The 24,998-nt window shown below is 40.8% G+C and carries 20 protein-coding genes, 1 tRNA gene, 2 rRNA genes, 1 other RNA gene and 1 other annotated feature; of the genes, 16 read left to right on the forward strand and 8 right to left on the reverse strand.

Annotation, left to right across the window (positions count from 1 at the left end; translation table 11 throughout):
• The first annotated feature begins 85 nt into the window (after positions 1–85).
• Positions 86–1,420 carry a D-alanyl-D-alanine carboxypeptidase family protein gene (locus tag O7776_RS00085; protein ID WP_274308678.1) on the forward strand — a complete coding sequence of 445 codons (1,335 nt, stop codon included), beginning with the start codon at positions 86–88 and terminating at the stop codon, positions 1,418–1,420.
• A gap of 114 nt (positions 1,421–1,534) precedes the next feature.
• The gene (asnB, locus tag O7776_RS00090; RefSeq protein WP_274308679.1) at positions 1,535–3,358 is read left to right on the forward strand and encodes an asparagine synthase (glutamine-hydrolyzing); all 1,824 of its coding nucleotides are present in this window, start codon (positions 1,535–1,537) and stop codon (positions 3,356–3,358) included.
• 43 nt (positions 3,359–3,401) lie between these two features.
• Here the strand turns inward: asnB and pdxR are convergent, their stop codons facing one another.
• Positions 3,402–4,796, reverse strand: coding sequence for a MocR-like pyridoxine biosynthesis transcription factor PdxR (gene pdxR, locus O7776_RS00095; protein ID WP_274308680.1), 1,395 nt, complete (start codon positions 4,794–4,796; stop codon positions 3,402–3,404).
• 229 nt (positions 4,797–5,025) lie between these two features.
• Positions 5,026–5,240 (forward strand) — a binding site (T-box leader).
• A gap of 97 nt (positions 5,241–5,337) precedes the next feature.
• Here pdxR and serS point away from each other — a divergent pair.
• The 3 genes from serS to O7776_RS00110 all read left to right on the forward strand — a co-directional run bounded on the left by serS (position 5,338) and on the right by O7776_RS00110 (position 8,071).
• Complete coding sequence (gene serS / locus O7776_RS00100; protein ID WP_274308681.1) at positions 5,338–6,630, forward strand: serine--tRNA ligase; 1,293 nt, start codon at positions 5,338–5,340, stop codon at positions 6,628–6,630.
• 66 nt (positions 6,631–6,696) lie between these two features.
• The gene (locus O7776_RS00105; RefSeq protein WP_274308683.1) at positions 6,697–7,131 is read left to right on the forward strand and encodes a GNAT family N-acetyltransferase; all 435 of its coding nucleotides are present in this window, start codon (positions 6,697–6,699) and stop codon (positions 7,129–7,131) included.
• Between the two features lie 88 nt (positions 7,132–7,219).
• Positions 7,220–8,071 carry a hydroxymethylglutaryl-CoA lyase gene (locus O7776_RS00110; RefSeq protein ID WP_274308684.1) on the forward strand — a complete coding sequence of 284 codons (852 nt, stop codon included), beginning with the start codon at positions 7,220–7,222 and terminating at the stop codon, positions 8,069–8,071.
• Positions 8,072–8,260: 189 nt separating this feature from the next.
• Here the strand turns inward: O7776_RS00110 and O7776_RS00115 are convergent, their stop codons facing one another.
• Both O7776_RS00115 and tadA read right to left on the reverse strand, forming a co-directional pair.
• Positions 8,261–8,944 carry a YwaF family protein gene (locus tag O7776_RS00115; RefSeq protein WP_274308685.1) on the reverse strand — a complete coding sequence of 228 codons (684 nt, stop codon included), beginning with the start codon at positions 8,942–8,944 and terminating at the stop codon, positions 8,261–8,263.
• Between the two features lie 10 nt (positions 8,945–8,954).
• The gene (gene tadA / locus O7776_RS00120) at positions 8,955–9,455 is read right to left on the reverse strand and encodes a tRNA adenosine(34) deaminase TadA (protein ID WP_274308686.1); all 501 of its coding nucleotides are present in this window, start codon (positions 9,453–9,455) and stop codon (positions 8,955–8,957) included.
• Between the two features lie 224 nt (positions 9,456–9,679).
• Here tadA and O7776_RS00125 point away from each other — a divergent pair, with 224 nt between their 5' ends.
• Positions 9,680–10,315, forward strand: coding sequence for a deoxynucleoside kinase (locus O7776_RS00125; protein ID WP_274308687.1), 636 nt, complete (start codon positions 9,680–9,682; stop codon positions 10,313–10,315).
• A complete protein-coding gene (locus tag O7776_RS00130) occupies positions 10,315–10,983 on the forward strand; it encodes a deoxynucleoside kinase (protein ID WP_274308689.1) in 669 nt (222 codons plus the stop codon). The genes O7776_RS00125 and O7776_RS00130 overlap by 1 nt, the downstream gene beginning before the upstream one ends.
• Positions 10,984–11,031: 48 nt before the next feature.
• Here the strand turns inward: O7776_RS00130 and O7776_RS00135 are convergent, their stop codons facing one another.
• Entirely contained in the window at positions 11,032–11,409 is a 378-nt protein-coding gene (locus tag O7776_RS00135; protein ID WP_274308691.1) for a sodium:proton antiporter, read from the reverse strand.
• 154 nt (positions 11,410–11,563) lie between these two features.
• Between O7776_RS00135 and O7776_RS00140 the strand changes: the two genes are divergently transcribed.
• A complete protein-coding gene (locus O7776_RS00140) occupies positions 11,564–12,181 on the forward strand; it encodes an RraA family protein (RefSeq protein ID WP_420802165.1) in 618 nt (205 codons plus the stop codon).
• Between the two features lie 51 nt (positions 12,182–12,232).
• Here the strand turns inward: O7776_RS00140 and O7776_RS00145 are convergent, their stop codons facing one another.
• The 4 genes from O7776_RS00145 to O7776_RS00160 form a co-directional block, all read right to left on the reverse strand.
• Positions 12,233–13,471, reverse strand: a complete 1,239-nt coding sequence (locus tag O7776_RS00145; protein WP_274310421.1) for a cation:dicarboxylate symporter family transporter — start codon at positions 13,469–13,471, stop codon at positions 12,233–12,235.
• Positions 13,472–13,581: 110 nt separating this feature from the next.
• Positions 13,582–14,460, reverse strand: coding sequence for a response regulator (locus tag O7776_RS00150; protein ID WP_274308693.1), 879 nt, complete (start codon positions 14,458–14,460; stop codon positions 13,582–13,584).
• A gap of 1 nt (position 14,461) precedes the next feature.
• Positions 14,462–15,721: an ATP-binding protein gene (locus O7776_RS00155; RefSeq protein ID WP_274308694.1), complete on the reverse strand. Its 1,260-nt coding sequence runs from the start codon at positions 15,719–15,721 to the stop codon at positions 14,462–14,464.
• A gap of 192 nt (positions 15,722–15,913) precedes the next feature.
• A tRNA-Ser gene (locus tag O7776_RS00160) sits at positions 15,914–16,006 on the reverse strand.
• A 154-nt stretch (positions 16,007–16,160) separates the two neighbouring features.
• Between O7776_RS00160 and ffs the strand changes: the two genes are divergently transcribed.
• From ffs to O7776_RS00200, 8 genes are all read left to right on the forward strand, one after another.
• An RNA gene (gene ffs / locus O7776_RS00165) (signal recognition particle sRNA large type) lies at positions 16,161–16,428 on the forward strand.
• 198 nt (positions 16,429–16,626) lie between these two features.
• The gene (gene dnaX, locus O7776_RS00170) at positions 16,627–18,369 is read left to right on the forward strand and encodes a DNA polymerase III subunit gamma/tau (RefSeq protein WP_274308695.1); all 1,743 of its coding nucleotides are present in this window, start codon (positions 16,627–16,629) and stop codon (positions 18,367–18,369) included.
• A 27-nt stretch (positions 18,370–18,396) separates the two neighbouring features.
• The gene (locus O7776_RS00175; RefSeq protein WP_241371204.1) at positions 18,397–18,711 is read left to right on the forward strand and encodes a YbaB/EbfC family nucleoid-associated protein; all 315 of its coding nucleotides are present in this window, start codon (positions 18,397–18,399) and stop codon (positions 18,709–18,711) included.
• Positions 18,712–18,780: 69 nt separating this feature from the next.
• Positions 18,781–19,377, forward strand: coding sequence for a recombination mediator RecR (recR, locus tag O7776_RS00180; RefSeq protein ID WP_274308696.1), 597 nt, complete (start codon positions 18,781–18,783; stop codon positions 19,375–19,377).
• A gap of 16 nt (positions 19,378–19,393) precedes the next feature.
• Positions 19,394–19,609, forward strand: coding sequence for a YaaL family protein (locus tag O7776_RS00185; RefSeq protein WP_274308697.1), 216 nt, complete (start codon positions 19,394–19,396; stop codon positions 19,607–19,609).
• 64 nt (positions 19,610–19,673) lie between these two features.
• Positions 19,674–19,946 carry a pro-sigmaK processing inhibitor BofA family protein gene (locus O7776_RS00190; RefSeq protein ID WP_274308698.1) on the forward strand — a complete coding sequence of 91 codons (273 nt, stop codon included), beginning with the start codon at positions 19,674–19,676 and terminating at the stop codon, positions 19,944–19,946.
• Positions 19,947–20,213: 267 nt separating this feature from the next.
• Positions 20,214–21,766 (forward strand): 16S ribosomal RNA (locus O7776_RS00195).
• Between the two features lie 304 nt (positions 21,767–22,070).
• Positions 22,071–24,998, forward strand: a 23S ribosomal RNA gene (locus O7776_RS00200).
• Together the 16S and 23S rRNA genes form the textbook arrangement of a ribosomal RNA operon.

The following is a 24,998-nucleotide window of genomic DNA, read 5'->3' on the forward strand; positions in this document are numbered from 1 at the left end:
TTTTTATTTATAACAGGGCACATTCATCGAGATATGTATGATAAAATGACGTAGACAAGAATTTAATAATTTTGGAGGTAGCTTTGTGAAAAAAGTAAGTAAACAAACGATGTTAAGCTTGATGTTGATTCCGATGTTATTACTGAGCATGTTGACGTTAGCACCTGCTACGACAAATGCAGCGGATGACTTAGGTTTAACAGTAGATGCGGCAATTTTAATTGATGCAGACACAGGAAAGATTTTATATGAGCAAAATGCAGAAACAGCTTTAGGTATCGCAAGTATGACGAAAATGATGACGGAATACTTATTATTAGATGCCATTAAAGAGGGTTCAGTGACTTGGGATCAGCAATATAATGTAACTGAATATACACATAAAATTTCGCAAAATCGTTTATTAAGTAATGTTCCACTACGTGCGGATGGTACATATTCGATTAAAGAGTTATATGAAGCCATGGCAATTTATTCGGCAAACGCAGCGACAATTGCTATTGCTGAAACAATTGCGGGTACTGAAACAGAATTTATAAAGTTAATGAATAAAAAGGCAGAAGAGCTTGGATTAGAAAATTATAAATTCGTAAACTCAACAGGTTTAAATAACTCAGACTTGTTAGGAATGCACCCAGCAGGTACAGGAGAAAATGATGAAAATGTAATGCCAGCTCGTTCAGTGGCAAAGTTAGCGTATCATTTATTAAAAGATCATCCTGAGATGTTAGAAACAGCGAAAATCCCGAAAAAAGTATTCCGAGAAGGTACATCGGATGCAATTAACATGTCAAACTGGAACTTCATGTTACCAGGACTTGTATATGCATACGAGGGCGTTGATGGGTTAAAAACAGGGACAACGGATTTTGCAGGTCATACATTCACTGGTACGGCAAAACGTGGGGATACACGTTTAATCGCCGTTGTAATGAAAGCGGTAGACTCAAAAGGTGTAGGTTCATATAAAGCACGCTTTGATGCAACAGCAAAATTATTTGACTATGGTTTCGGTCAATTCTCGAAACAAGAAATTATTCCAGCAAACTATAAATTTAAAGACCAAAAAACAATTGCTGTTACTAAAGGGAAAGCAGATGAAGTAAACATCGCTGTGAAAGAACCAATTACAGTAATGGTAAAAACAACAGACAAAGAAGCGTATACACCATCATTAGTGTTAGATACAGAAGAGCTTGAAGCTGGTGTTGAAAAGGATCAAGTAGTTGGTCAAGTCATCGTTGAGCGAACAGAAGGCACAGATTACGGCTATATCGACGGTTCTGAAATTACAGCAGAAGTAGTTACAACAGAAGCTGTAGAGCGCGCAGGTAAGGTGTCATTATTCTTCCAAGGAATCGGTAATTTCTTTAGCAATTTATGGAACGGCGTATTTGGCTTTGTAAATCCAACTTTATAATTTAAAAAGGGCGTTTTTATAAGTGAGTAGCTTATAAAAATGCTCTTTTTTTTCGGACAAATTTTATTCGTGGCATCTAGTTCATACATTATTGTTATGGAGGGATGTATATACATGTGTGGTATTACAGGCATCGTTGATTTTTCGCAAGATCTTTCGAAGCAACGTGCACTCATTACAAATATGACGGAAACAATAGCACATCGTGGACCTGATAGTGATGGTCATTTTCTATCACGGCACGCACTTTTAGGTCATAAACGGCTAGCGATTATTGATTTGGTGACAGGTGCGCAACCTATGACAAAGGGCGCCTATACAATTGTTTATAATGGTGAGGTTTATAATGCGAATGAGCTTCGCGCACAGTTACAACAATTAGGCTATCACTTTTCTTCGACATCGGATACAGAAGTAATTTTAGTCTCTTATATCCAATGGAAAGAACATTGTGTTGATTATTTAAATGGTATTTTTGCCTTTGCAATCTGGGATGAAGAAAAGGATCAATTATTTTTGTGTAGGGATCGTCTAGGTGTGAAGCCGCTGTTTTATGTAGAGCTTAGTACAGGACTGTTATTTGCTTCAGAAATAAAGGCACTGCTCGTACATCCTTCTGTAAAAGCAGAAGTCGATAGTGATGGTCTGGCGGCGCTATTTAGTTTAGGACCATCACGGATACAAGGACATGCAATTTTTAAAGGCATCAAGGAGTTAAAGCCGGGGTATATATTATGTATGAACCGTGAAAAAATGGTGAGTTGGCGCTACTGGGATATTGAAAGTAAGGAGCATATGGACAATGAACAACAAACGATTGAGCAAGTACGACAACTAGTAACAGATGCAGTATGTCGGCAGCTAGTAAGTGATGTCCCGATTTGTACAATGCTTTCAGGCGGACTAGATTCAAGTATATTAACAGCTATCGCAGCAAAGCAGCTTGCATTTCATGATAAAACATTAGCAACATACTCAGTAGCCTATGAGGACAACAATAAACATTTTCAAACGAATGCCTTTCAAACAACGCAAGATGAATATTGGATAGAAATAATGCAAAAGCGTTATGGTACGAAGCATATGCAAATTGAATTACAGCAAAGGCAGCTTGTCGATGCCTTAACGGATGCGATGCGTTTAAAGGATATGCCGAGTATGGCGGATGTCGATAGTTCACTCTATTTATTTTCTAAGGAAATAAAAAAGAATCATGTTGTCGCATTATCAGGTGAATGTGCAGATGAAGTATTCGGAGGTTACCCATGGTTTTATTCACAACAACAAGCATCATTTCCTTGGTTGCGTGCAACAAGTGAGCGTGAAGGATTGTTGAAAAAGAATTGGCAAAAGCAATTACGGTTAGCAGATTATTTACAAAATACCTATGAGGAAGCAGTCGCACAAATGCCGTCATTTGTAGGGGATGAAGAGCAACGTAAACGTCAGCAATTATTTTATTTAAACAATCAATTCTTTATGCAAACATTATTAGAACGCAATGACCGGATGTCGATGGGAGCAGGTGTAGAGGTGCGCGTTCCATTTGCGGACCATACTATTATTGAGTATGTGTGGAATATTCCTTGGGAAATGAAAAATAGTGGTGCAATGGAGAAAGGTATATTGCGCCAAGCATTTCGTGAAGTGTTACCGTTAGAAGTCGTAGAACGTAAAAAAAACCCGTACCCGAAAACATACCACCCACTTTATACAAAGTTGGTGTCTCAACGTTTAACTGAAAATTTGCAGCAAAAAGACTCCGTACTTCATGAGCTATTTGAACGCGATCAACTTGAACAGTTAATCGCAAGTGGTGGCAAGTCGTTTCAAGTGCCTTGGTTTGGTCAGTTGATGGCTGGGCCACAATTATTAGCATACTTAAATCAAGTACATGAATGGGTGGAGCATTACCGAATTAATATTATTTCCACATAAAGGATCACCTATTGTGCAATATCAATAGGTGATCGAGGCTATGCTATTTTTTGGGAATCATCCAAACGGCCATTAAATGATGTAATTTTATTTCAATTTCATCAAGAGGTAAATAGCCAAAGCCTAATAAAAAGGAGCGCTTAGAAGGTCGTTTTGCAGTTAAAAAATAGTTTGATAACGGCAAAATATTAATCCCCTTTTCGTTAGCGATTGTTTGTAATGTTAATTCGGTATGTTCATGATCAAATGAAATTAGTATGTTCGTCCCAGCTGCATCACCTGAAATGGTTATTTGCGGATAGTAGTTTGTGAACACATCAATGCATTTATCGTGCTTTTTACGATAGGTTTTACGCATGCGATTTAAGTGTTTTGCAAAATGCCCATCTTTCATAAATTTCGCCAAAATATGCTGTTCAAAGCGTGGCACGGTGGATGAATAATAATTAAAATGCTCCTGATAACGATAAACAAGTGTCGGGGGTAACACAAAATAGGCAACACGCATTGAAGGCATAAGTGATTTTGTGAATGTACTTAAATAAATGACTCGATCATGCCGATCCAAGCCTTGCAGTGCAGGAATTGGTTTTCCGATATAACGAAATTCACTGTCATAATCATCTTCAATAATATAGCGGTTTTCACCTTTAGCCGCCCATTTTAAAAGTTGTGTACGTCGGTTAGCTGAAAGTACAGCTCCGGTAGGGAATTGATGAGATGGTGTGACATACACAACGTTGGCATTCGTAGTTTGAAGTTGTTCAATAATGAGCCCGTCTTGGTCAACATCAATAGGGATTGCTACTTGTTCAAGTTGTGTTCTTGGTATGGGTGAGTAGCCTGGATTTTCGAGTGCCAATAGCATATCATCGCCAAGTAGTTTTAAAATCATAGGTAAAAGCTGCTCCGTACCAGAGCCGATGACGATTTGTTCAGGCTGACACTTTATGCCGCGTGATTGATGGAGATAGTTTGCGATTTCAATGCGCAGTGCAAGTTCCCCTTGGCGTTCACCGGTTTGGAGTAAATGCTTAAAAGGGATATCAAGTACATCTTTTGCGTACTTACGCCAAATTGTAAACGGAAAGGCATCTTCGTCAATTTTTGCCGTAGAGAAATCCGTCGCAAATGAAGTTTGTGTTACGGATTGCTGTGGAGGCAATACCGATGTGATTTCGCGGATTGGTAATGTATCTACTTCTTCAACGAAGTAGCCGACGCGTGGTTTGGACATTATATACCCTTCAGCAAGTAATTGCGCATAGGCGAGTTCAACAGTTGTTTGGCTAATATTAAAAAATTCAGCTAGCTCGCGTTTGGAAGGTAGGCGTGCACCGACATGGAGCTGTTTATTGGTAATGGCATTTTTTATACCAATATAAAGTTGTTCGTATAGTGGAATTGTTTGTTCTTTATCTAGTTGAAAAAATAGCATGAACAGTCCTCCTTAACTGGCATGGTTAAAATATTAAATTTAATGATAATGAACAATGTTAGAGATGTATACTATTTTATTTAAATTAGATGAATTTGGCAGTGAAATGATGAAGGTGTTATTTTGTTTGAAATCAACAATTTGACTACATTATTGTGAACAACATGCGTTTTCTAAGCAAAACTTGCATTAACGTATGGTTTATAGTACAGTAAGTTTAAATTTATAAATGAATTCGATGATAGGAAGTAGTAGCAAGCTCGTTTTTCCAAAGAGAGTCAGCGGCAGGTGGAAGCTGATAAAAGCACTTGTGAATCCGTCCTTGAGATGCCTTTTTCGAAATTAAGTAGGTTAAGGCCGGCTTACCAAAGTCGTTATTATTTAAGTGGAATAGAGTTTTTCTATTCAATTAGGGTGGCAACGCGGGTAGCTCTCGTCCCTTTTATGGGGATTGAGGGCTTTTTTGTGTTCACTACGCTAATAGATTAACGTGCGAAAGTGCTCGGGATCATCAATTTCATAAACTTTAGGAGGAATAAACATGTTAGATATTAAACGTGTCCGTGAAAATTTTGACGGCGTAAAGAAAATGCTTCTTACACGTAACGAGGATTTAGGGAACTTAGATAACTTCGAAAACCTTGATACGAAGCGTCGTGAGTTAATCGCTAAAACAGAGGAATTAAAAGCTGAGCGTAACAAAGTGTCTGAACAAATTTCTGTTATGAAACGTAATAAAGAAGATGCAACAGAGGTCATCGCTCGCATGCGTACAGTAGGTGATGAAATCAAAGCGTTAGATGCCGAATTAAACGCCATCGAAGAAGAATTCAATGATATGATGATGCGTCTACCAAACATTCCACATGAGTCTGTGCCAGTAGGTATGGAAGAAGATGATAATGTTGAGGAATATACTTGGGGTAACGTGCCACAATTTGATTTCGAAACAAAAGCACACTGGGATATCGCAAAAGAATTAGATATCGTAGACTTCGAACGCGGCGCAAAAGTTACGGGCAGCCGTTTCTTATTCTATAAAGGTTTAGGTGCCCGTTTAGAGCGTGCGTTAATTAACTTCATGATGGACTTACATGCCGACAAACACGGTTATACAGAAATGTTACCACCACAAATCGTTAACCGCGATTCATTAACAGGTACAGGTCAATTACCGAAGTTTGAAGAGGATGTATTTAAGCTAGTGCGTGAAGAGGATGAAATGGATTACTTCTTAATTCCAACAGCTGAAGTACCTGTAACGAACTATTACCGGGATGAAATTTTAGCAGCCGATGTGTTACCACAGGCATTTTCTGCATATAGCGCAAACTTCCGTTCAGAGGCAGGTTCTGCAGGTCGTGATACACGTGGTTTAATTCGTCAGCACCAATTCAACAAAGTAGAATTAGTACGCTTTGTTAAACCTGAAGAATCTTACGAGCAATTAGAGCTTTTAACAGGTCATGCTGAAAAAGTATTACAACTTTTAGGTTTACCTTACCGCAAATTAAAAATGTGTACAGCTGATTTAGGTTTTACTGCTGCGAAAAAATACGATTTAGAAGTATGGATTCCAGCACAAGCTATGTACCGTGAGATTTCTTCTTGTTCAAACTTTGAAGATTTCCAAGCGCGTCGTGCCAACATCCGTTTCCGTCGTGAAGCAGGTGCAAAACCAGAATACGTACACACTTTAAATGGTTCAGGCCTTGCAATTGGTCGTACAGTGGCAGCGATTTTAGAAAACTACCAACAGGCTGATGGATCAGTAGTAGTTCCAGAAGCGTTACGTCCATATATGGGTGGCGTAGAAGTGATTGCTGCAAAATAAGGAATATAAACACCAACTTGTTTTTTAGCAAGTTGGTGTTTTTTCCTAATACTGGGAGGTAGGAGCTTGAGGTATTTATTATTTGAACAGCTGTTTCCAGAAAACTATTTAGCAAGCTTTCAAGAGGTGCATAAAGCAGTATTTGAAGGCGATGAATTTAAATTTGAAAAGCTACAGCATAAACAAAATTTACTCGCCATTCTAGCGGTGGATGGTTCACGAGTGGCTGGATTTAAGCTAGGGTATGAGCATCCTGATGGCGTATTTTATAGCTGGCTTGGCGGGGTACATCCGGATTATCAAAAGCAGGGTATTGCAGCAACTTGTATGGAAATGCAGCATTTTTGGTGTAAGCAGCAAAGCTATACACGTGTTCGCACATATGGCCGCAATGAAAAAAAGGGGATGTTGATTGTCAATATAAAAGCGGGATTTGATATTGTGAAAACATTCGTTGATGATAAAGGTCGCCATAAAATTGTATTTGAAAAGGAACTGTAAGGATGTTTATTTTACGTGCTCAATAAAATTTGTTATATTCTAGAAAATTATTGTATTTTTGAATAGATTTTGGTGAGGAGTGTATAACATGCATTTTCCGAGGCAAGTAGAAATCATTGAAGTGGGTCCTCGTGACGGCTTGCAAAATGAAGCAACATTTGTCGCAACTGAACAAAAAAAACAGTTCATTGAAAAGCTTGCGCAAGTTGGGTTTAAGCGAATAGAAACAGCGTCATTCGTACACCCCAAAGCAGTGCCACAAATGGCGGATGCTGCTGAAATTGCGGCATTTAGCACTGAGCTTGGCCTAACATTTTTAGCGTTAACACCAAACGTAAAGGCATTAACCCGTGCAACTGAAAAAGGCGTTCCACAAATTGCTGTTTTTGTTGGTGCAAGTGAAACATTTAACGAAAAGAATATTAAACGCTCGATAGCAAAGTCATTAGAGGAATGTGTGGAAGTATTTCAACTGGCAAAGACGCATCGTTTATTTATTCGCGGTTATGTGTCAATGTGTTTTAGTTGCCCGTATGAAGGGGATGTTTCATATGAACAAGTGAAGCGTGTTGTTGGTCATTTTGTAATGCACGGAGTCGATGAAATATCAATTGGGGATACAAATGGGCAAGCTAATCCCAAAATTGTTTATGAGCGCTTCTCGCAACTTAAAAAGGATTTCCCAGAAGCAACATTTGTCGCACATTTTCATGATACAAATGGCTTTGCCTATGCGAATATCCTTGCTGCATTGCAAGCGGGGGTAACTAAATTTGATAGTTCGGTAGCAGGGCTTGGCGGTTGTCCCTTTTCACCTGGAGCAACGGGTAATGTTGCGACAGAAAAAGTCGTACAGCTATTTCATGAAATGGGGATTGCAACTGGGGTTAATGAGGAGAAGCTAAAAGAAGCCGTACAGTTTGCAAAAACACTTCGATAAAGACGAAGGTATTTTCTAAAAAGTGTTCACATTTAGGACAGTGCGTATCTCATGTATTACTAATCAGCTTACGGCAGTGCTTCTACGGTGTTCGCAAATAAAGAACATATGCAAAAGTAATAACGCATTTGTGACCAGCGTCGCACGGGCCTCCATCCTCTGCACAAAAGGAATGACCCAGAATTATTTCTAGGTCATCCCCTTTTTCATCCCTTTTAATAGATAAAGAACGATCCAAATACTAAAGATAACTGTGGCTAAACTAACTAAATACCCCGATGCACCAAACGTATCATACAGCCATTGCAGCGGGGTATGTTTAACCGGCATATTCAAAAACATAAAGTTCGTGTTAAGGGCGGCATTATAGGCATAAATAATCGGTACAGTTAATGCTAAAAAAACAACAGCACGCCAGCAATCTTTAAAAGCTGTTTGTAGTTGGCGTACAAGTACTAACACAAATACAATAAGTAGCGTATGGAACACAAAGCTATGAACATGTAAAAAGCCACCAACCACGTCATTTGTCCAACCAGGGAAAATTAGGGCAATCGCAGCACCAGGCAAAGTCAATGTAAATAGCAAAGTCGCAGATGTACGGTCAGGAAAATAAGCATGCCAACCGATAATAAAGATACCGAGTCCACATAAATGGAGTGGCGGACTCCAATAGGAATATTGATTTGTGCTTACTAAGTAAACTTGTTTTGCAAGTTCTAAAAACAGTAGTAGCCAAAAGATGGTCTTTTGAAAAAGTAGTTGCTGTTTGTAAGAAAAATAACGATAGAAATAGAGTGAAATAATAAAAAACAAACTAATGGCAATAAGCCATGTGAGATGTACAGAATCAAAAAGGGTAAATCCATTCATGTAAAATCACCTACTTGTTTTGCTGTTGTTGTCTTAATAATTTCTCCTGTTTTTTACGTTCGCGTAAGGCGCGGAAAAAGTCTGTTAAAATTTGACCGCATTCATCTGCTAACACACCTTCTGTTACCTCGCATTCGTGGTTGAAGCGTGGGTCATTTAATAAACGATATAACGAATCGACGCATCCGGCTTTTATATCGCGCGCTCCGTACACAACTCGTGGTACGCGTGATTGTAAAATGGCACCTGCACACATAGGGCAAGGTTCTAATGTTACATAAAGTGTTGTCTCCTCTAAACGCCAGCTACCTATTTTCTCGCATGCCTGTTGGATTGCCATACTTTCCGCGTGAGTTAATGCGTTTTGTGTTGTTTCTCGTAAGTTATGAGCACGTGCAATAATTTCGTCGTTGTATACTATAACGGCACCAATCGGAACTTCGCCAAGAGCGGCTGCTTTTTGTGCTTCTTCTAATGCATATTGCATGTAATATTGATCTTTTGTGAGCATGAATTTATCACTCCTTAACATTAGTGTAGCATGATTTGAAATACGCGGGCGACTTTCTATTGAATCATACTATGAACAAGCACTAGCCTTGTTTGACTAAAGTATTCTAGTAAAAGAAGTGTTCTTTCGTGAATTCGGCTAAATGGAATTGTTTATTTTGTTGTATAAAGGGCGTTATGATAAAATGAAACCCATTGACTATAAAAAGAGAAGGAGCACTTCTAATGTCTGTGCCATTTATAACAGTAGAAGGTCCGATAGGTGTCGGGAAGACCTCATTATCTAAGGCCGTTTCACAAATGTTTAATTATCATTTATTAAAAGAGATTGTAGATGAAAATCCATTTCTAGGAAAGTTCTATGAAAATATCAATGAGTGGAGCTTCCAAACGGAAATGTTTTTCCTGTGCAATCGTTATAAGCAACTGTCTGATATCCATCATATATTAGAGGAGCAGCACCCAGTTGTGGCAGATTATCATATATTTAAAAATTTAATTTTTGCAAAGCGTACGTTAAAGCCTGCTGAGTATGAAAAGTACGAAGCGATCTATAAAATTTTAACGGATGATATGCCAAAGCCAAATATGGTCATTTATTTACATGCAAGCTTAGATACGTTAATGCAGCGAATTGCAATGCGTGGTCGTGAGTTCGAAAAAAACATTACACGAGAATATATGGAGCAACTATCAAGCGACTATCATGAGTTTATTGGTCATTTTGAAAAGATGCACCCTGAAATTCCGGTAATTCAGCTAAATGGTAATGAGCTTGATTTTGTAAAAAACGAAGAAGATTTACAGTACGTTCTACAGTTAGTAGAGAAAAAGTTACAACAAAGGAGTTTGCATCAATAATGAATTTACGAGAGAAATATAATATTCCTGCCAACGCGGTGATTACGATTGCAGGAACAGTTGGTGTTGGGAAGTCCACAATGACTAAGGCACTAGCAGACGCATTAAAATTCCGCACGTCTTATGAAAAGGTTGATACAAATCCTTATTTAGATAAATTTTACGATGACTTTGAAAAATGGAGCTTCCATTTACAAGTGTACTTTTTAGCAGAGCGCTTTAAAGAACAAAAACGTATTTTTGAATATGGCGGTGGTTTTATTCAAGATCGTTCCATTTATGAAGATACAGGGATTTTTGCCAAAATGCATTTCGATAAAGGTACAATGACCCCAACAGATTACGAAACGTATACGAATCTATTCGATGCGATGGTGATGACACCATACTTCCCACATCCTGATTTACTTGTGTACTTAGAAGGTCCAATTGATGATGTCATTGGCCGAATTCAAGAGCGTGGACGTGAGATGGAGCAGCAAACACCACATACATACTGGGAGGAAATGCACGGTCGTTATGAAACATGGATTAACAATTTTAATGCATGTCCCGTATTACGAATCGATATTAACGACTATGACCTATTGAAAAACCCAGATCAAGTGGAGGATGTTGTAGCACGCATTGGTCATATGCTAGAGCAAACAACTCACTTACGTAAATGATAAAAAGGGCACCATTCTATGATACAACTTCATAAAATGGTGTCCTTTTTATTTTATCCATAATATGATAAACACCGGGGTCATAATAAGTAAGAATACGAAGAAGCTCCACAAAATTTGCTTCCCAGGTGACATATTTTTAGGCTTTATGCTAATTGATTCATAGAGTGCATTAATGGCGTGTTGCTCTTTTTGATAGAGCATTGTTTGAAAGTCTGCATAATTTTCAATATAGGACGCAGGATTTTCGAAATGAAAACGAATGGCACGAATATCATCAGTGATATCTTGATCCTTATGCATGTATGTTATCGTTGGGGCGATCCCACCTGTTAAGCGTGCAATAACATCGATGTCGAGTGTTTTCATTTGGTATATTGTTTCGCCTGCATCATTGATAGTGTGTTCAATGAGTGGATTGTTCATCGAAATTCCCCCTTTTTTTCATTGTAGTATGCCCTTAACGGATATATTTGTAACGTTTTAGGAAAAAAATATTGCGAGAGAAAAGTTGTATCACGTATGCTAAAACTGTCTATAAGTTTAGACAGTATAGTCAAAAGGGGATGAGATTATGACAATGGCAACGATAGAACATCGCTTATTAGAACTACCAACAACGGCGATTTCTGATGCAACAGGGGGACATACAAATGTTACTGCAAATATTCGTCCATTGGCGGATCATTTTAAAATTGCGGGTCGCGCATTAACAGTGCGCTTACCAGACGGGGAAAATGGCGCGGTGCTAGAAGCAATCAGCAAGGCAAGTAAAGGGGATATTTTAGTTATTGATGCAAAAGGAAATACCAATCGTGCAGTAGCAGGGGATTTTGTTATGCAGCTTGCACAAGGGGTTGGCGTGCAAGGTTTTGTAGTAGATGGGGTAATCCGTGATTTAGCAGCAGCGCGTCTGATTGATTTCCCGGTATTTTCATTAGGTACAACAGTCGCTGCAGGGAATAAAAACGGCGGCGGTGCGGTAGGTGTATCAGTGGCAGTTGGTGGTGTAGTTGTACAATCAGGTGACTATGTAATTGGGGATATTGATGGGGTGATTATCGTGCCACAAGCAGATATTGAGCACGTTATCGAAATTGCAGAAGCAAAAGTACAAAAAGACGAAGCACGCGAACAAGAGGCACTACATAATGGGGAAGAATCAATTCGTACCTATTTAGCAAAAGTCGTAAAATAATTAAAACGCCGAGTGTAGAGGCCTCACCTCATACACTCGGCGTTTTGTAATTTACTTTAAGTTAGCTGCTTGGTATTCAGCAAATTGCTTCTCGTCGAAACGTTTTTCCCATTTTGCGATAACAAGGGTTGCTAATGTGTTTCCTACTACGTTTACAGCTGTACGAGCCATATCTAAAATACGGTCAATACCTGCGATAAACGCTAAACCTTCAACTGGAATTCCTACAGAGCCTAATGTTGCAAGAAGTACAACGAATGATACCCCTGGAACACCAGCAATCCCTTTAGATGTCACCATTAATACAAGCATTAATGTAATTTGTTCCATAATTGAAAGGTCAATACCATACATTTGCGCAATGAAGATGGCCGCGATTGCTTGGTAAAGTGTCGAACCATCTAGGTTGAATGAGTAACCTGTTGGAATAACGAACGATACGATATCCTTTGGTGCACCCATTTTTTCTGTTTTTAACATAATGCGAGGCAATACCGTCTCTGATGAAGAAGTAGAATATGCCAGTAATAACTCATCTTTAATCATACGTATTAATTTGAAAATATTAATACCGAAAATACGTGCTGTGATACCTAGTACAACGATTACGAAGAAAATCATCGTTGCATATACTAATACTGCTAATTTCCCTAACGGTACTAGCGAAGATAAACCAAATTTGGAAACGGTTACACCAATCAGTGCAAAAACCCCGATTGGAGCAAACTTCATGACTAAGTTTGTAACCCAGAACATCGCATCTGCTGTACCTTGGAAGAATGCGAGTACAGGTTTTCCTCGTTCTCCAATTGCTGCTACCCCTAAACCGAAAATAACAGAGAAGAAGATAATGGCAAGCATATCACCTTCAGCCATTGCATTTATAATGTTTTTCGGTACGATATCCACGAGGATTTGTAAGTGACCTTTATCTTCCTGGGCTTCAGTAGTTTCTACATAAGAAGAAATATCCGTTTGCTGTAGCTCGGTCATATCGATGCCAGCACCAGGTTGGAAGATATTCGCCGATAATAAACCAACAACAATTGCCACTGTTGTAATGACTTCAAAATAAATAAGTGTTTTACCGCCAAGACGACCTAGTTGTTTCATATCGCCCGTTCCAGCAACACCAACAATTAATGTCGAAATAATAATCGGTACAACGATCATCTTAATTAAGTTTAAGAAAATATCGCCAAGTGGTTGTAGGTAAGTTTGTACGTTTGTGTTGCCATAAAACACAGCACCTACAATAATACCTAGAACTAAACCAATTAAAATTTGCATAGCTAAACTAATTTTAATCTTTTTCAATAGTAGTACCTCCTAGAAAGTGATAGTTAGGTCAAGCCTAGTATTAAGTTTATAGCATGGTTACAAAATCCGACAAAATCCGACTAATTTACTTTACTAATAATTTCTGAATATAAGACTTGAATGAATTTTTTAATATTTACCTTCGCTTTCCGCTGGTCATTATTTTCGATTTGCTGCATTAAATAACGGATATCGGTTAAGTCGAAATAGCGCGGTGTATAATATTCAAATTCTGCATTCGTATAGTCCACGATACCAAGGTTTGCTAAGTTAATCATCGCGGCTAAAATCGTTCGGCGCACTCGTTGCTCAATCGCTTTAATTTCTTTTGCGATATCATCAGGTGTTGTTTTTGTGAGCATCGCTACTTTTTCATATACCTCTTTTAAAGGAGGGAGAGGCGCAATTTTATGCTTTTCAATTAATAGCTGTTCAATAATATTTATAATCTCTTCACTGCCGACCTCTGCGACGATGCCCATGTCATTTAAAATCGATTGAATATGTTCGCGTGTTGTCTTTTTTGAATGTTCTATTTCAGGAACTTCAAAATTATTTAAGGATTGGCGAATGATCTGGAGTGAACTTTTTAAGCGAAATTGTTCTGCCGTGCGCTGCAAAACCATTTGTACTTCCACTTTATTAATGGGTTTATGAATAAAAAACTCGATGCCTTTTGCGTAGCTTTCTGCAACCATGTCCTTATTAACAACTTGCGAAAGCATAATGAAAAGCCCTTTAAAGCCGTTTTGATGTAGTCGCTCAATCGTTTCAATCCCATCTAAATTTGGCATTAATAAATCAATAAGCACAAAATCTGGATGCATCATTAAAATTTGAGGGATGGCTTCGGCACCATCAACTGCTTCACCAATAACGGTACCTAATTCACAATCATTAATAATAGCACTTAACATAACACGGCTTGCTCGATCATCATCTACAATAAAATAGCGCATGTTAAAACCCCTTTCTTAAATTAATCGTTGGGATATTGATGACAAAGCACGTTGTATTATCACTTGCAACAGTAATCGTACCCTCTAGGTTTTCAATAATTGTTTTTGTATGAGATAGGCCAATTCCTGTAGATGCCTGGCCTTGCTCGTTAAATTTCGATGTATAACCAACATCAAAAATAATCGGTAGTAATGTAGGTTCAATTCCGACGCCGTTATCTTCTATTACAAAGTTTGTAATGTTTTCTTGAATTAATACGCTTAGTGTAATGAAACCTTGCTTTGGAATGGCTTCGACCGCATTGGCCATGATGTTATTTAATACAGCTAATAGCGCGATATGCTCCTTCGTAATGAAGTCATCTGGACAAATGAGCGTAAATGAAATGTTTTTCTTCAAATGAATTGCGTAGTTTTCGTTTGCCTCTACAATAAAACTTAGTAAATCTGACAAATAAAAATGTGTTTTATACTCGGTATCCGTTATTTTAGCAAGCCCTGCGTATATGCGTTCATGATCCTTTTTTATTTCATGTATTTCCTGCGCGATGGTCAGTGCTTCTTTACTAAGTGCACTATCCAGGGGCATTAGTTTTTTGTATAACTGATAACTATTGGCGGTTAGCTGCTCGACTTGGTTCATCGATTTTTGAATATAAAGTGTCTCTACATAAAGCTCAGAATGAATTGCCATTAATTGCTGTAGCTGCTTTTTTTGTTCACTTAGTGTAATCATGCTATAAACGCCGACAACGAAGAAGCTACGTAGTAATCCGACGATAATAAAAATTAATAACGAAGAAAAGGTCTCTTGTTCAGTTGTGAGTAGAAGTTCTGTTGTGACATGTTCCAATGTATTAGATATTACTTCAAAAGCCGTTCCACAAAGACCAAGTAAAATTGGTTGCTTCTTTAAATCGTCTAACTGAATAAATTTAAAGCATAAAGCATAGGTCAAATAAAATACGCCTGCAGGTAAATGCTCAATAACTTGGGTACTAAATGAAGCATTATGTAATAATACATCTAAAAAAGAGCGTTCAATGATGACAAAAAGTGCTGTAAAGATGCCAGTCCACAAAATTGGTAAAGAATAGACTAGCAATGCAAAGAAGAAAATAACACTCCCTAAACCAAAGCGGAAGGGCACATTTTCAAACGGAATAATTTTGATTTCGCCACCAAGTGCTGTTAATAAGGCAATGAGTAACATAAATAATAAAGATTTCGTTGTTTTTATGCGCGGTTGTGATGTTTCCAAAAAATAACCACCTTATCATTGTTGACTGAATAACTAATTGTACAAGAAAAGCCTCAAGAAATACAAAAAAGTACTACTTCTCTGAGATAGAAATAGTACTTTTTGATTTATATTAAAAGGATACTTTAGCGTATTTGAATTTGAAGACATAAAAAAAACCGTTACATCGTTGTAACGGGTTAAAATCAAAAATGGAGGAGGTAGAGGGATTCGAACCCCCGCGCGGTGTTACCCGCCTGTCGGTTTTCAAGACCGATCCCTTCAGCCAGACTTGGGTATACCTCCAAAATATAAAATGTCTTTTCGACAAGATTTAATTTATCACGAATCAAAACCAGCGTCAAGACGATTTTTTAATAATGTCGTTGTTTTTACAAACTTAAAAATTATAAGGACAATTCGTTGCATTTTATGATGGTGCTTAGTATACTAATAATTGCCGTGCTAGATGGGGAGGTAGCGGTGCCCTGTAACTTGCAATCCGCTCTAGCAAGATTGAATTCCTTTTCTGAGGCTGTCCGTATTGTTTGGTCTGCCTTCTGCACGTAGTGTTGACGGTTGGGTCCTGCGCAATGGGCATCCATGAACCATGTCAGGTCCGGAAGGAAGCAGCATTAAGTGGTCCCGCCCATGTGCCGCGGGGTAGCCTAACTTGAGCTGTCGACAGGAGTAACGCTTATGTGCGGCAGTCGAAGAAAGGTGCACGGTATATATTTTCTAATAATCACGCATTCACTTTTAGGAGTGAATGCGTTTTTTCTATTTTAAGCGTGTTTGTAGTCTCGAATTAATAGAGATACAAGTGCTCTTTTTAATTTGTATTCTGTGCGTTATATTTCAAAGAGTTTCGTATGACTTTATGCTATACTTATTGTATGAATTTTTAACGAAGGGAGAGGGAAAGGTTGACATATCAAGCGTTTTATCGTGTGTATCGGCCACAGTCATTTCGTGAAATGTCAGGGCAAACACATGTAAAGAGAACCCTTCAAAATGCTCTCCTTGCTAGCAAGACTACGCATGCCTACTTATTTTCTGGCCCACGTGGTACCGGAAAAACGAGTACAGCTAAAATTTTTGCCAAAGCATTAAACTGCGAAAATGCACCTGCCAAAGAACCATGTAATGAATGTGCGACATGTATAAGTATTACAGAGGGCTCCCATACAGATGTCATCGAGTTTGATGCGGCATCGAACTCACGTGTAGAAGAAATGCGTGACATCATTGAAAAAGTCCGCTTCGCACCGGCTGACGCACGCTTTAAAGTGTATATTATCGACGAGGTGCATATGCTTTCTACAAGTGCCTTTAACGCGCTATTAAAGACGTTAGAGGAGCCACCTGAGCATGCAGTCTTTATATTAGCGACAACCGAACCTCATAAACTTCCAGCGACGATTATTTCTCGTTGTCAACGTTTTGACTTTAAGCGACTTTCTTCTATAGATATTGTAGAACGTATGAAGGTTGTGTTAGAGGATATCGAAATGGGTTATGATGAACAAGCATTAAAGTCGATTGCGCAGGCTTCTGCAGGGGGAATGCGTGATGCGTTAAGCTTACTTGATCAAGTCGTTTCATTTAGTAACGAAACGGTACAGCTTGAAGATGTACTACTTGTCACAGGTTCAGTTAGCCAAGACGCATTTTATGAAATCACATTGTCACTTCAACAAAAAGAAGTTGCACAAGTATTAAGTCGTGTGGAAGAACTGATTTCAGATGGTAAGGAGCCGCTACGTTTAGCAGAAGACTTTATTACTTTTTTCCGAGACTTACTACTATTAAAGACAGATGGAACACTAGAAGATTTATTAGAATTTATTTCACCTGAAGAAAAGTTTGTTATATTAGCACAAGATTTTGATGCAGATACATTATACGGATTTATTGATATTTTGGCTAAGACGCAGCAAGAAATGCGTTTTTCACATCATACAAAAATCTATTTAGAAACAGCGCTATTAAAAATGGCCCAGTATAAAGCGAGTGGTAATACACAAGGTGTAGCCCTTGCCCCGGAATTAGAAGGAAAGGTAGCCTCACTTGAAAATCGTTTAGGTCAGCTTTCTCAGCAACTACAAAATGGTGGAGGACCAGCTGTAGCTAAAGAGCAACCTCGCCAGCGCGTACGTCCACAAGGCAATCAGTACAATGCACCAACTGGTCGTATTCAAGAAGTACTAAAAACAGCAACAAAATCTGATTTACAAAAAATAAAATCGACTTGGGCGCTCGGCTTATCGAGCTTACAAAAGTCACAGGCGGCTTTACTTGCTGATGCAGAGCCTGTAGCGGCAAATGCGAGTGCTTTTGTGGTAAAATTCAAGTATGATATACATTGTCAAATGGTAGCAGATAACAATGCGCTTGTGGCGTCATTTACTGGCCGTATCGCTTCAGAAGCGGGTGTACAGTATGAGTTATTATGTATTCCAGAACCAGCATGGGGCACATTGCGTGAAAATTTCATTCGCGATAACGGTTTAGATCAAAAAAATCCAACGCAAGATGAATCAGCCGATGGATTAATAGAAGAACCTGCTTTTGCCGATGAAGCCGAGCTTAATGCAGCACTAGATCCGCTAGTTATAGAAGCAGAACAGCGCTTCGGAAAAGACTTTGTTGATGTTGTCGAAGAATAATTTCAAATTTAAAGGAGGAATTTTAATATGCGTGGTATGGGTAATATGCAAGGCATGATGAAAAAAATGCAAAAAATGCAAAAAGAGATGGTTGAAGCACAAGAGGCTTTAAACGCTCAAACATTTGAAGGTGCTGCTGGTGGCGGTATGGTGAAAGTGGTAATGAACGGTCAACGTGAAATGTTAGAAATTAACTTAGATGATTCTGTAGTAGACCCAGAAGATATCGAAATGTTACAAGACCTAATCGTAATCGCAACAAACGAAGCGTTGAAAAAAGTTGAAGAAACAACAAATGCGACAATGGGTAAATTCACACAAGGAATGAACCTTCCTTTCTAATTTGAATCGTGTCATAAGTAGTGCACATCTCAACATTTTGGGGTGTGCCTTTTTAAAGGAGGGAAATGGATGCACTATCCAGAGCCAATATCAAGACTAATTGATAGCTTTATGAAACTACCGGGAATCGGACCCAAAACGGCTGCTCGCTTAGCCTTTCATGTATTAACGATGAAGGAAGATACAGTCACAACATTTGCAAAGGCCTTAGTCGATGCAAAACGTAATTTAATGTACTGCTCGCAATGCGGTCACATCACAGATATTGACCCATGTCATATTTGTTCCGATAAACAGCGTGACGTAACTACGATTTGTGTTGTACAAGATCCAAAAGATGTTATCGCTATGGAAAAAATGCGCGACTATCAAGGTTTATACCATGTATTACATGGGGCAATTTCACCGATGGATGGCGTAGGTCCTGAAGATATTAATGTCGCTTCATTGTTAGGGCGCTTACATGATGAGCGTGTTCAAGAGTTAATATTAGCGACAAACCCAACAATTGAAGGGGAAGCAACGGCTATGTATATTTCACGTCTTGTAAAACCATCAGGCATTCGTACGACACGTATTGCTCACGGCTTACCAGTAGGTGGAGACTTAGAATATGCAGATGAAGTAACATTATCAAAAGCATTGGAAGGCCGTCGCGAATTATAACCAGGAGGCTACATAGATGTTTTTTTCGCGTAAAGGGAAACTTAAAAAAGAGTTTGATGATAAACTAGTTTCTTCTTTTAAAGAAACAAAAGAAGCATTACACAGTGCAAAAGTAATTGAAGAATTAATGGATGACTATAGCTTAGATGTCATTGCAGAACGGAAAAAGGCCGAAAGCATTCACTTCTACTTGTATAAAGAAGCGCGCTTACGTCGTGTGTTAATTAAATAAATATTATTGAAATAAGAAACAAGCCAGTCGCATAAGCTACCATTAAAAAAACAAGGATGGTGCTGTGCGTTACATAGTAATCGCGATATGTTTTGTTTTCTTATTTCTTTTTTTTATGAATAAAGAAGCTCGTGGGAAAGTAATTGAATATTTAGCGTGGTTTTGGTTTAAATTCGCCGCAGTCATTGCTTTATTGTTTGTTATTAATTATATTTTTAGTTTTGTAAAATGGGGGGTACAGCTTCCAATTAACCTATTTTCAGTAGCAACAATCACAATTTTAGGACTTCCAGGAATCATTTGTGTGAGTTTTTTAATGATAATGAAAAAAATTTAACAAAAAGTGTTGCAGCATTTAAAAAATAATGTTATATTATTTTAAGTCGCAAAGGGCGACAAACAATATCTGAAAAATCATCGAAATAAATTATTGACACAATACTTTAAAGGTGATATGATATAAAAGTTGTCACAGAAGATAACAACATGAACCTTGAAAACTGAACAAGCAACGTTAATGAATACAGCTTCTTAATTGAAGCAAAAATGATTTCTAACTTAATTGTTAGAATCGCTAGCAAAGCAAATGAGCTTTCAAACTACTTTTATGGAGAGTTTGATCCTGGCTCAGGACGAACGCTGGCGGCGTGCCTAATACATGCAAGTCGAGCGAATGGATTTGGAGCTTGCTCCAATGACGTTAGCGGCGGACGGGTGAGTAACACGTGGGTAACCTACCCTATAGACTGGGATAACTTCGGGAAACCGGAGCTAATACCGGATAATACTTTGAACCACATGGTTGGAAGTTGAAAGATGGTTTCGGCTATCACTATAGGATGGACCCGCGGCGCATTAGCTAGTTGGTGAGGTAACGGCTCACCAAGGCGACGATGCGTAGCCGACCTGAGAGGGTGATCGGCCACACTGGGACTGAGACACGGCCCAGACTCCTACGGGAGGCAGCAGTAGGGAATCTTCCACAATGGACGAAAGTCTGATGGAGCAACGCCGCGTGAGTGAAGAAGGATTTCGGTTCGTAAAACTCTGTTGCAAGGGAAGAACAAGTAGCGTAGTAACTGGCGCTACCTTGACGGTACCTTGTTAGAAAGCCACGGCTAACTACGTGCCAGCAGCCGCGGTAATACGTAGGTGGCAAGCGTTGTCCGGAATTATTGGGCGTAAAGCGCGCGCAGGTGGTTCCTTAAGTCTGATGTGAAAGCCCCCGGCTCAACCGGGGAGGGTCATTGGAAACTGGGGAACTTGAGTGCAGAAGAGGATAGTGGAATTCCAAGTGTAGCGGTGAAATGCGTAGAGATTTGGAGGAACACCAGTGGCGAAGGCGACTATCTGGTCTGTAACTGACACTGAGGCGCGAAAGCGTGGGGAGCAAACAGGATTAGATACCCTGGTAGTCCACGCCGTAAACGATGAGTGCTAAGTGTTGGGGGGTTTCCGCCCCTCAGTGCTGCAGCTAACGCATTAAGCACTCCGCCTGGGGAGTACGGTCGCAAGACTGAAACTCAAAGGAATTGACGGGGGCCCGCACAAGCGGTGGAGCATGTGGTTTAATTCGAAGCAACGCGAAGAACCTTACCAGGTCTTGACATCCCATTGACCACTGTAGAGATACAGTTTTCCCTTCGGGGACAACGGTGACAGGTGGTGCATGGTTGTCGTCAGCTCGTGTCGTGAGATGTTGGGTTAAGTCCCGCAACGAGCGCAACCCTTGTTCTTAGTTGCCATCATTTAGTTGGGCACTCTAAGGAGACTGCCGGTGATAAACCGGAGGAAGGTGGGGATGACGTCAAATCATCATGCCCCTTATGACCTGGGCTACACACGTGCTACAATGGACGGTACAAACGGTTGCCAACCCGCGAGGGGGAGCTAATCCGATAAAACCGTTCTCAGTTCGGATTGTAGGCTGCAACTCGCCTACATGAAGCCGGAATCGCTAGTAATCGCGGATCAGCATGCCGCGGTGAATACGTTCCCGGGCCTTGTACACACCGCCCGTCACACCACGAGAGTTTGTAACACCCGAAGTCGGTGAGGTAACCTTTATGGAGCCAGCCGCCGAAGGTGGGATAGATGATTGGGGTGAAGTCGTAACAAGGTAGCCGTATCGGAAGGTGCGGCTGGATCACCTCCTTTCTAAGGATTTTTCGGAAATCTTCTCTTGGAGAAGATACTCATTAACGTTTGCTGTTCAGTTTTGAAGGTTCATTCTTAATTGAATGGAATACTTCAAAAAATATTTGCTCCTGCCGCTAGCGCTTTTGTCGCAAGACTGCATGAAGCAAATTCAGTGAAGCTTAGTCACGATGTGACGGAAGTTCGCTGTCTTGTTCTTTGAAAACTGGATAAAACGACATTGATAAGTAATAAACAAACATTGATCAAGAAATTGATCGTGCAATATCCTTAAAATCTTACTTTTTAAGTAAGTTTAACTTTTGGTTAAGTTAATAAGGGCGCACGGTGGATGCCTTGGCACTAGGAGTCGATGAAGGACGGCACTAACACCGATATGCCTCGGGGAGCTGTAAGTAAGCTTTGATCCGGGGATTTCCGAATGGGGGAACCCACTATCTTTAATCGGATAGTATCTACACGTGAATACATAGCGTGATGAGGACAGACGCAGGGAACTGAAACATCTAAGTACCTGCAGGAACAGAAAGAAAATTCGATTCCCTGAGTAGCGGCGAGCGAAACGGGAAGAGCCCAAACCAAAGAGCTTGCTCTTTGGGGTTGTAGGACACTCTATACGGAGTTACAAAAGATTGGATTAGACGAAGCGACTTGGAAAGGTCCGCGAAACAAGGTAAAAGCCCTGTAGTCAAAAGTTCAGTCCCTCCAGAGTGGATCCTGAGTACGGCGGAACACGTGAAATTCCGTCGGAATCCGGGAGGACCATCTCCCAAGGCTAAATACTACCTAGTGACCGATAGTGAACCAGTACCGTGAGGGAAAGGTGAAAAGCACCCCGGAAGGGGAGTGAAATAGATCCTGAAACCGTGTGCCTACAAGTAGTTAGAGCCCGTTAATGGGTGATAGCGTGCCTTTTGTAGAATGAACCGGCGAGTTACGATTACGTGCGAGGTTAAGTTGATAAGACGGAGCCGCAGCGAAAGCGAGTCTGAATAGGGCGAATTAGTACGTGGTCGTAGACCCGAAACCAGGTGATCTACCCATGTCCAGGATGAAGGTGAGGTAACACTTACTGGAGGTCCGAACCCACGCACGTTGAAAAGTGCGGGGATGAGGTGTGGGTAGCGGAGAAATTCCAATCGAACTTGGAGATAGCTGGTTCTCTCCGAAATAGCTTTAGGGCTAGCCTCGTGATTGAGAATACCGGAGGTAGAGCACTGTTTGGACTAGGGGGCATCTCGCTTTACCGAATTCAGACAAACTCCGAATGCCGGATATTTATACACGGGAGTCAGACTGCGAGTGATAAGATCCGTAGTCAAAAGGGAAACAGCCCAGACCACCAGCTAAGGTCCCAAAGTAATCGTTAAGTGGAAAAGGATGTGGCGTTGCTTAGACAACCAGGATGTTGGCTTAGAAGCAGCCATCATTTAAAGAGTGCGTAATAGCTCACTGGTCGAGTGACGCTGCGCCGAAAATGTATCGGGGCTAAACGATTCACCGAAGCTGTGGATGCATACCGTTGGTATGCGTGGTAGGAGAGCGTTCTAAGGGCGTTGAAGTCAGACCGGAAGGACTGGTGGAGCGCTTAGAAGTGAGAATGCCGGTATGAGTAGCGAAACATGGGTGAGAATCCCATGCACCGTATGACTAAGGTTTCCTGAGGAAGGCTCGTCCGCTCAGGGTTAGTCGGGACCTAAGCCGAGGCCGATAGGCGTAGGCGATGGATAACAGGTTGATATTCCTGTACTACCTCCCCACCGTTTGAGAAATGGGGGGACGCAGTAGGGTAGGGTAAGCAGAGCGTTGGTTGTCTCTGTTCAAGCAGTAAGGTGTGTGCGTAGGCAAATCCGCGTACTTTAACATTGAGCTGTGATGACGACTCCGTATGGAGGAAGTTCCTGATCTCACACTGCCAAGAAAAGCCTCTATCGAGGTGGGAGGTACCCGTACCGCAAACCGACACAGGTAGTCGAGGAGAGAATCCTAAGGTGTGCGAGAGAACTCTCGTTAAGGAACTCGGCAAAATGACCCCGTAACTTCGGGAGAAGGGGTGCTCTGGTAGGGTGTATAGCCCGAGAGAGCCGCAGTGAATAGGCCCAGGCGACTGTTTAGCAAAAACACAGGTCTCTGCAAAACCGTAAGGTGACGTATAGGGGCTGACGCCTGCCCGGTGCTGGAAGGTTAAGAGGAGTGGTTAGCGCAAGCGAAGCTGCGAATTGAAGCCCCAGTAAACGGCGGCCGTAACTATAACGGTCCTAAGGTAGCGAAATTCCTTGTCGGGTAAGTTCCGACCCGCACGAAAGGCGTAACGATCTGGGCACTGTCTCAACGAGAGACTCGGTGAAATTATAGTACCTGTGAAGATGCAGGTTACCCGCGACAGGACGGAAAGACCCCGTGGAGCTTTACTGTAGCTTGATATTGAATTTTGGTACAACTTGTACAGGATAGGTAGGAGCCAGAGATCTCGGAGCGCCAGCTTCGAAGGAGGCGTCGGTGGGATACTACCCTGGTTGTATTGAACTTCTAACCCATGCCCCTTAGCGGGGTAGGAGACAGTGTCAGGCGGACAGTTTGACTGGGGCGGTCGCCTCCTAAAAGGTAACGGAGGCGCCCAAAGGTTCCCTCAGAATGGTTGGAAATCATTCGTAGAGTGTAAAGGCATAAGGGAGCTTGACTGCGAGACCTACAAGTCGAGCAGGGTCGAAAGACGGGCTTAGTGATCCGGTGGTTCCGCATGGAAGGGCCATCGCTCAACGGATAAAAGCTACCCCGGGGATAACAGGCTTATCTCCCCCAAGAGTCCACATCGACGGGGAGGTTTGGCACCTCGATGTCGGCTCATCGCATCCTGGGGCTGTAGTCGGTCCCAAGGGTTGGGCTGTTCGCCCATTAAAGCGGTACGCGAGCTGGGTTCAGAACGTCGTGAGACAGTTCGGTCCCTATCCGTCGTGGGCGTAGGAAATTTGAGAGGAGCTGTCCTTAGTACGAGAGGACCGGGATGGACACACCGCTGGTGTACCAGTTGTCTTGCCAAAGGCATCGCTGGGTAGCTATGTGTGGACGGGATAAGTGCTGAAAGCATCTAAGCATGAAGCCCCCTCAAGATGAGATTTCCCATTACGCAAGTAAGTAAGACCCCTGAAAGACGATCAGGTAGATAGGTTCGAGGTGGAAGTGTGGCGACACATGTAGCTGACGAATACTAATCGGTCGAGGACTTAACCAC

Source organism: Solibacillus daqui (assembly GCF_028747805.1).
GTDB lineage: Bacteria > Bacillota > Bacilli > Bacillales_A > Planococcaceae > Solibacillus > Solibacillus daqui.

Bases quoted from the DNA above. Each gene is read 5' to 3' on its own strand.
- asnB (WP_274308679.1), top strand. From the start codon at position 1,535: ATGTGTGGTATTACAGGCATCGTTGATTTTTCGCAAGATCTTTCGAAG.
- pdxR (WP_274308680.1), bottom strand. From the start codon at position 4,796: ATGCTATTTTTTCAACTAGATAAAGAACAAACAATTCCACTATACGAA.
- serS (WP_274308681.1), top strand. From the start codon at position 5,338: ATGTTAGATATTAAACGTGTCCGTGAAAATTTTGACGGCGTAAAGAAA.
- O7776_RS00110 (WP_274308684.1), top strand. From the start codon at position 7,220: ATGCATTTTCCGAGGCAAGTAGAAATCATTGAAGTGGGTCCTCGTGAC.
- O7776_RS00115 (WP_274308685.1), bottom strand. From the start codon at position 8,944: ATGAATGGATTTACCCTTTTTGATTCTGTACATCTCACATGGCTTATT.
- tadA (WP_274308686.1), bottom strand. From the start codon at position 9,455: ATGCTCACAAAAGATCAATATTACATGCAATATGCATTAGAAGAAGCA.
- O7776_RS00125 (WP_274308687.1), top strand. From the start codon at position 9,680: ATGTCTGTGCCATTTATAACAGTAGAAGGTCCGATAGGTGTCGGGAAG.
- O7776_RS00130 (WP_274308689.1), top strand. From the start codon at position 10,315: ATGAATTTACGAGAGAAATATAATATTCCTGCCAACGCGGTGATTACG.
- O7776_RS00135 (WP_274308691.1), bottom strand. From the start codon at position 11,409: ATGAACAATCCACTCATTGAACACACTATCAATGATGCAGGCGAAACA.
- O7776_RS00140 (WP_420802165.1), top strand. From the start codon at position 11,564: ATGGCAACGATAGAACATCGCTTATTAGAACTACCAACAACGGCGATT.
- O7776_RS00145 (WP_274310421.1), bottom strand. From the start codon at position 13,471: ATGCAAATTTTAATTGGTTTAGTTCTAGGTATTATTGTAGGTGCTGTG.
- O7776_RS00150 (WP_274308693.1), bottom strand. From the start codon at position 14,460: ATGCGCTATTTTATTGTAGATGATGATCGAGCAAGCCGTGTTATGTTA.
- O7776_RS00175 (WP_241371204.1), top strand. From the start codon at position 18,397: ATGCGTGGTATGGGTAATATGCAAGGCATGATGAAAAAAATGCAAAAA.
- recR (WP_274308696.1), top strand. From the start codon at position 18,781: ATGCACTATCCAGAGCCAATATCAAGACTAATTGATAGCTTTATGAAA.
- O7776_RS00185 (WP_274308697.1), top strand. From the start codon at position 19,394: ATGTTTTTTTCGCGTAAAGGGAAACTTAAAAAAGAGTTTGATGATAAA.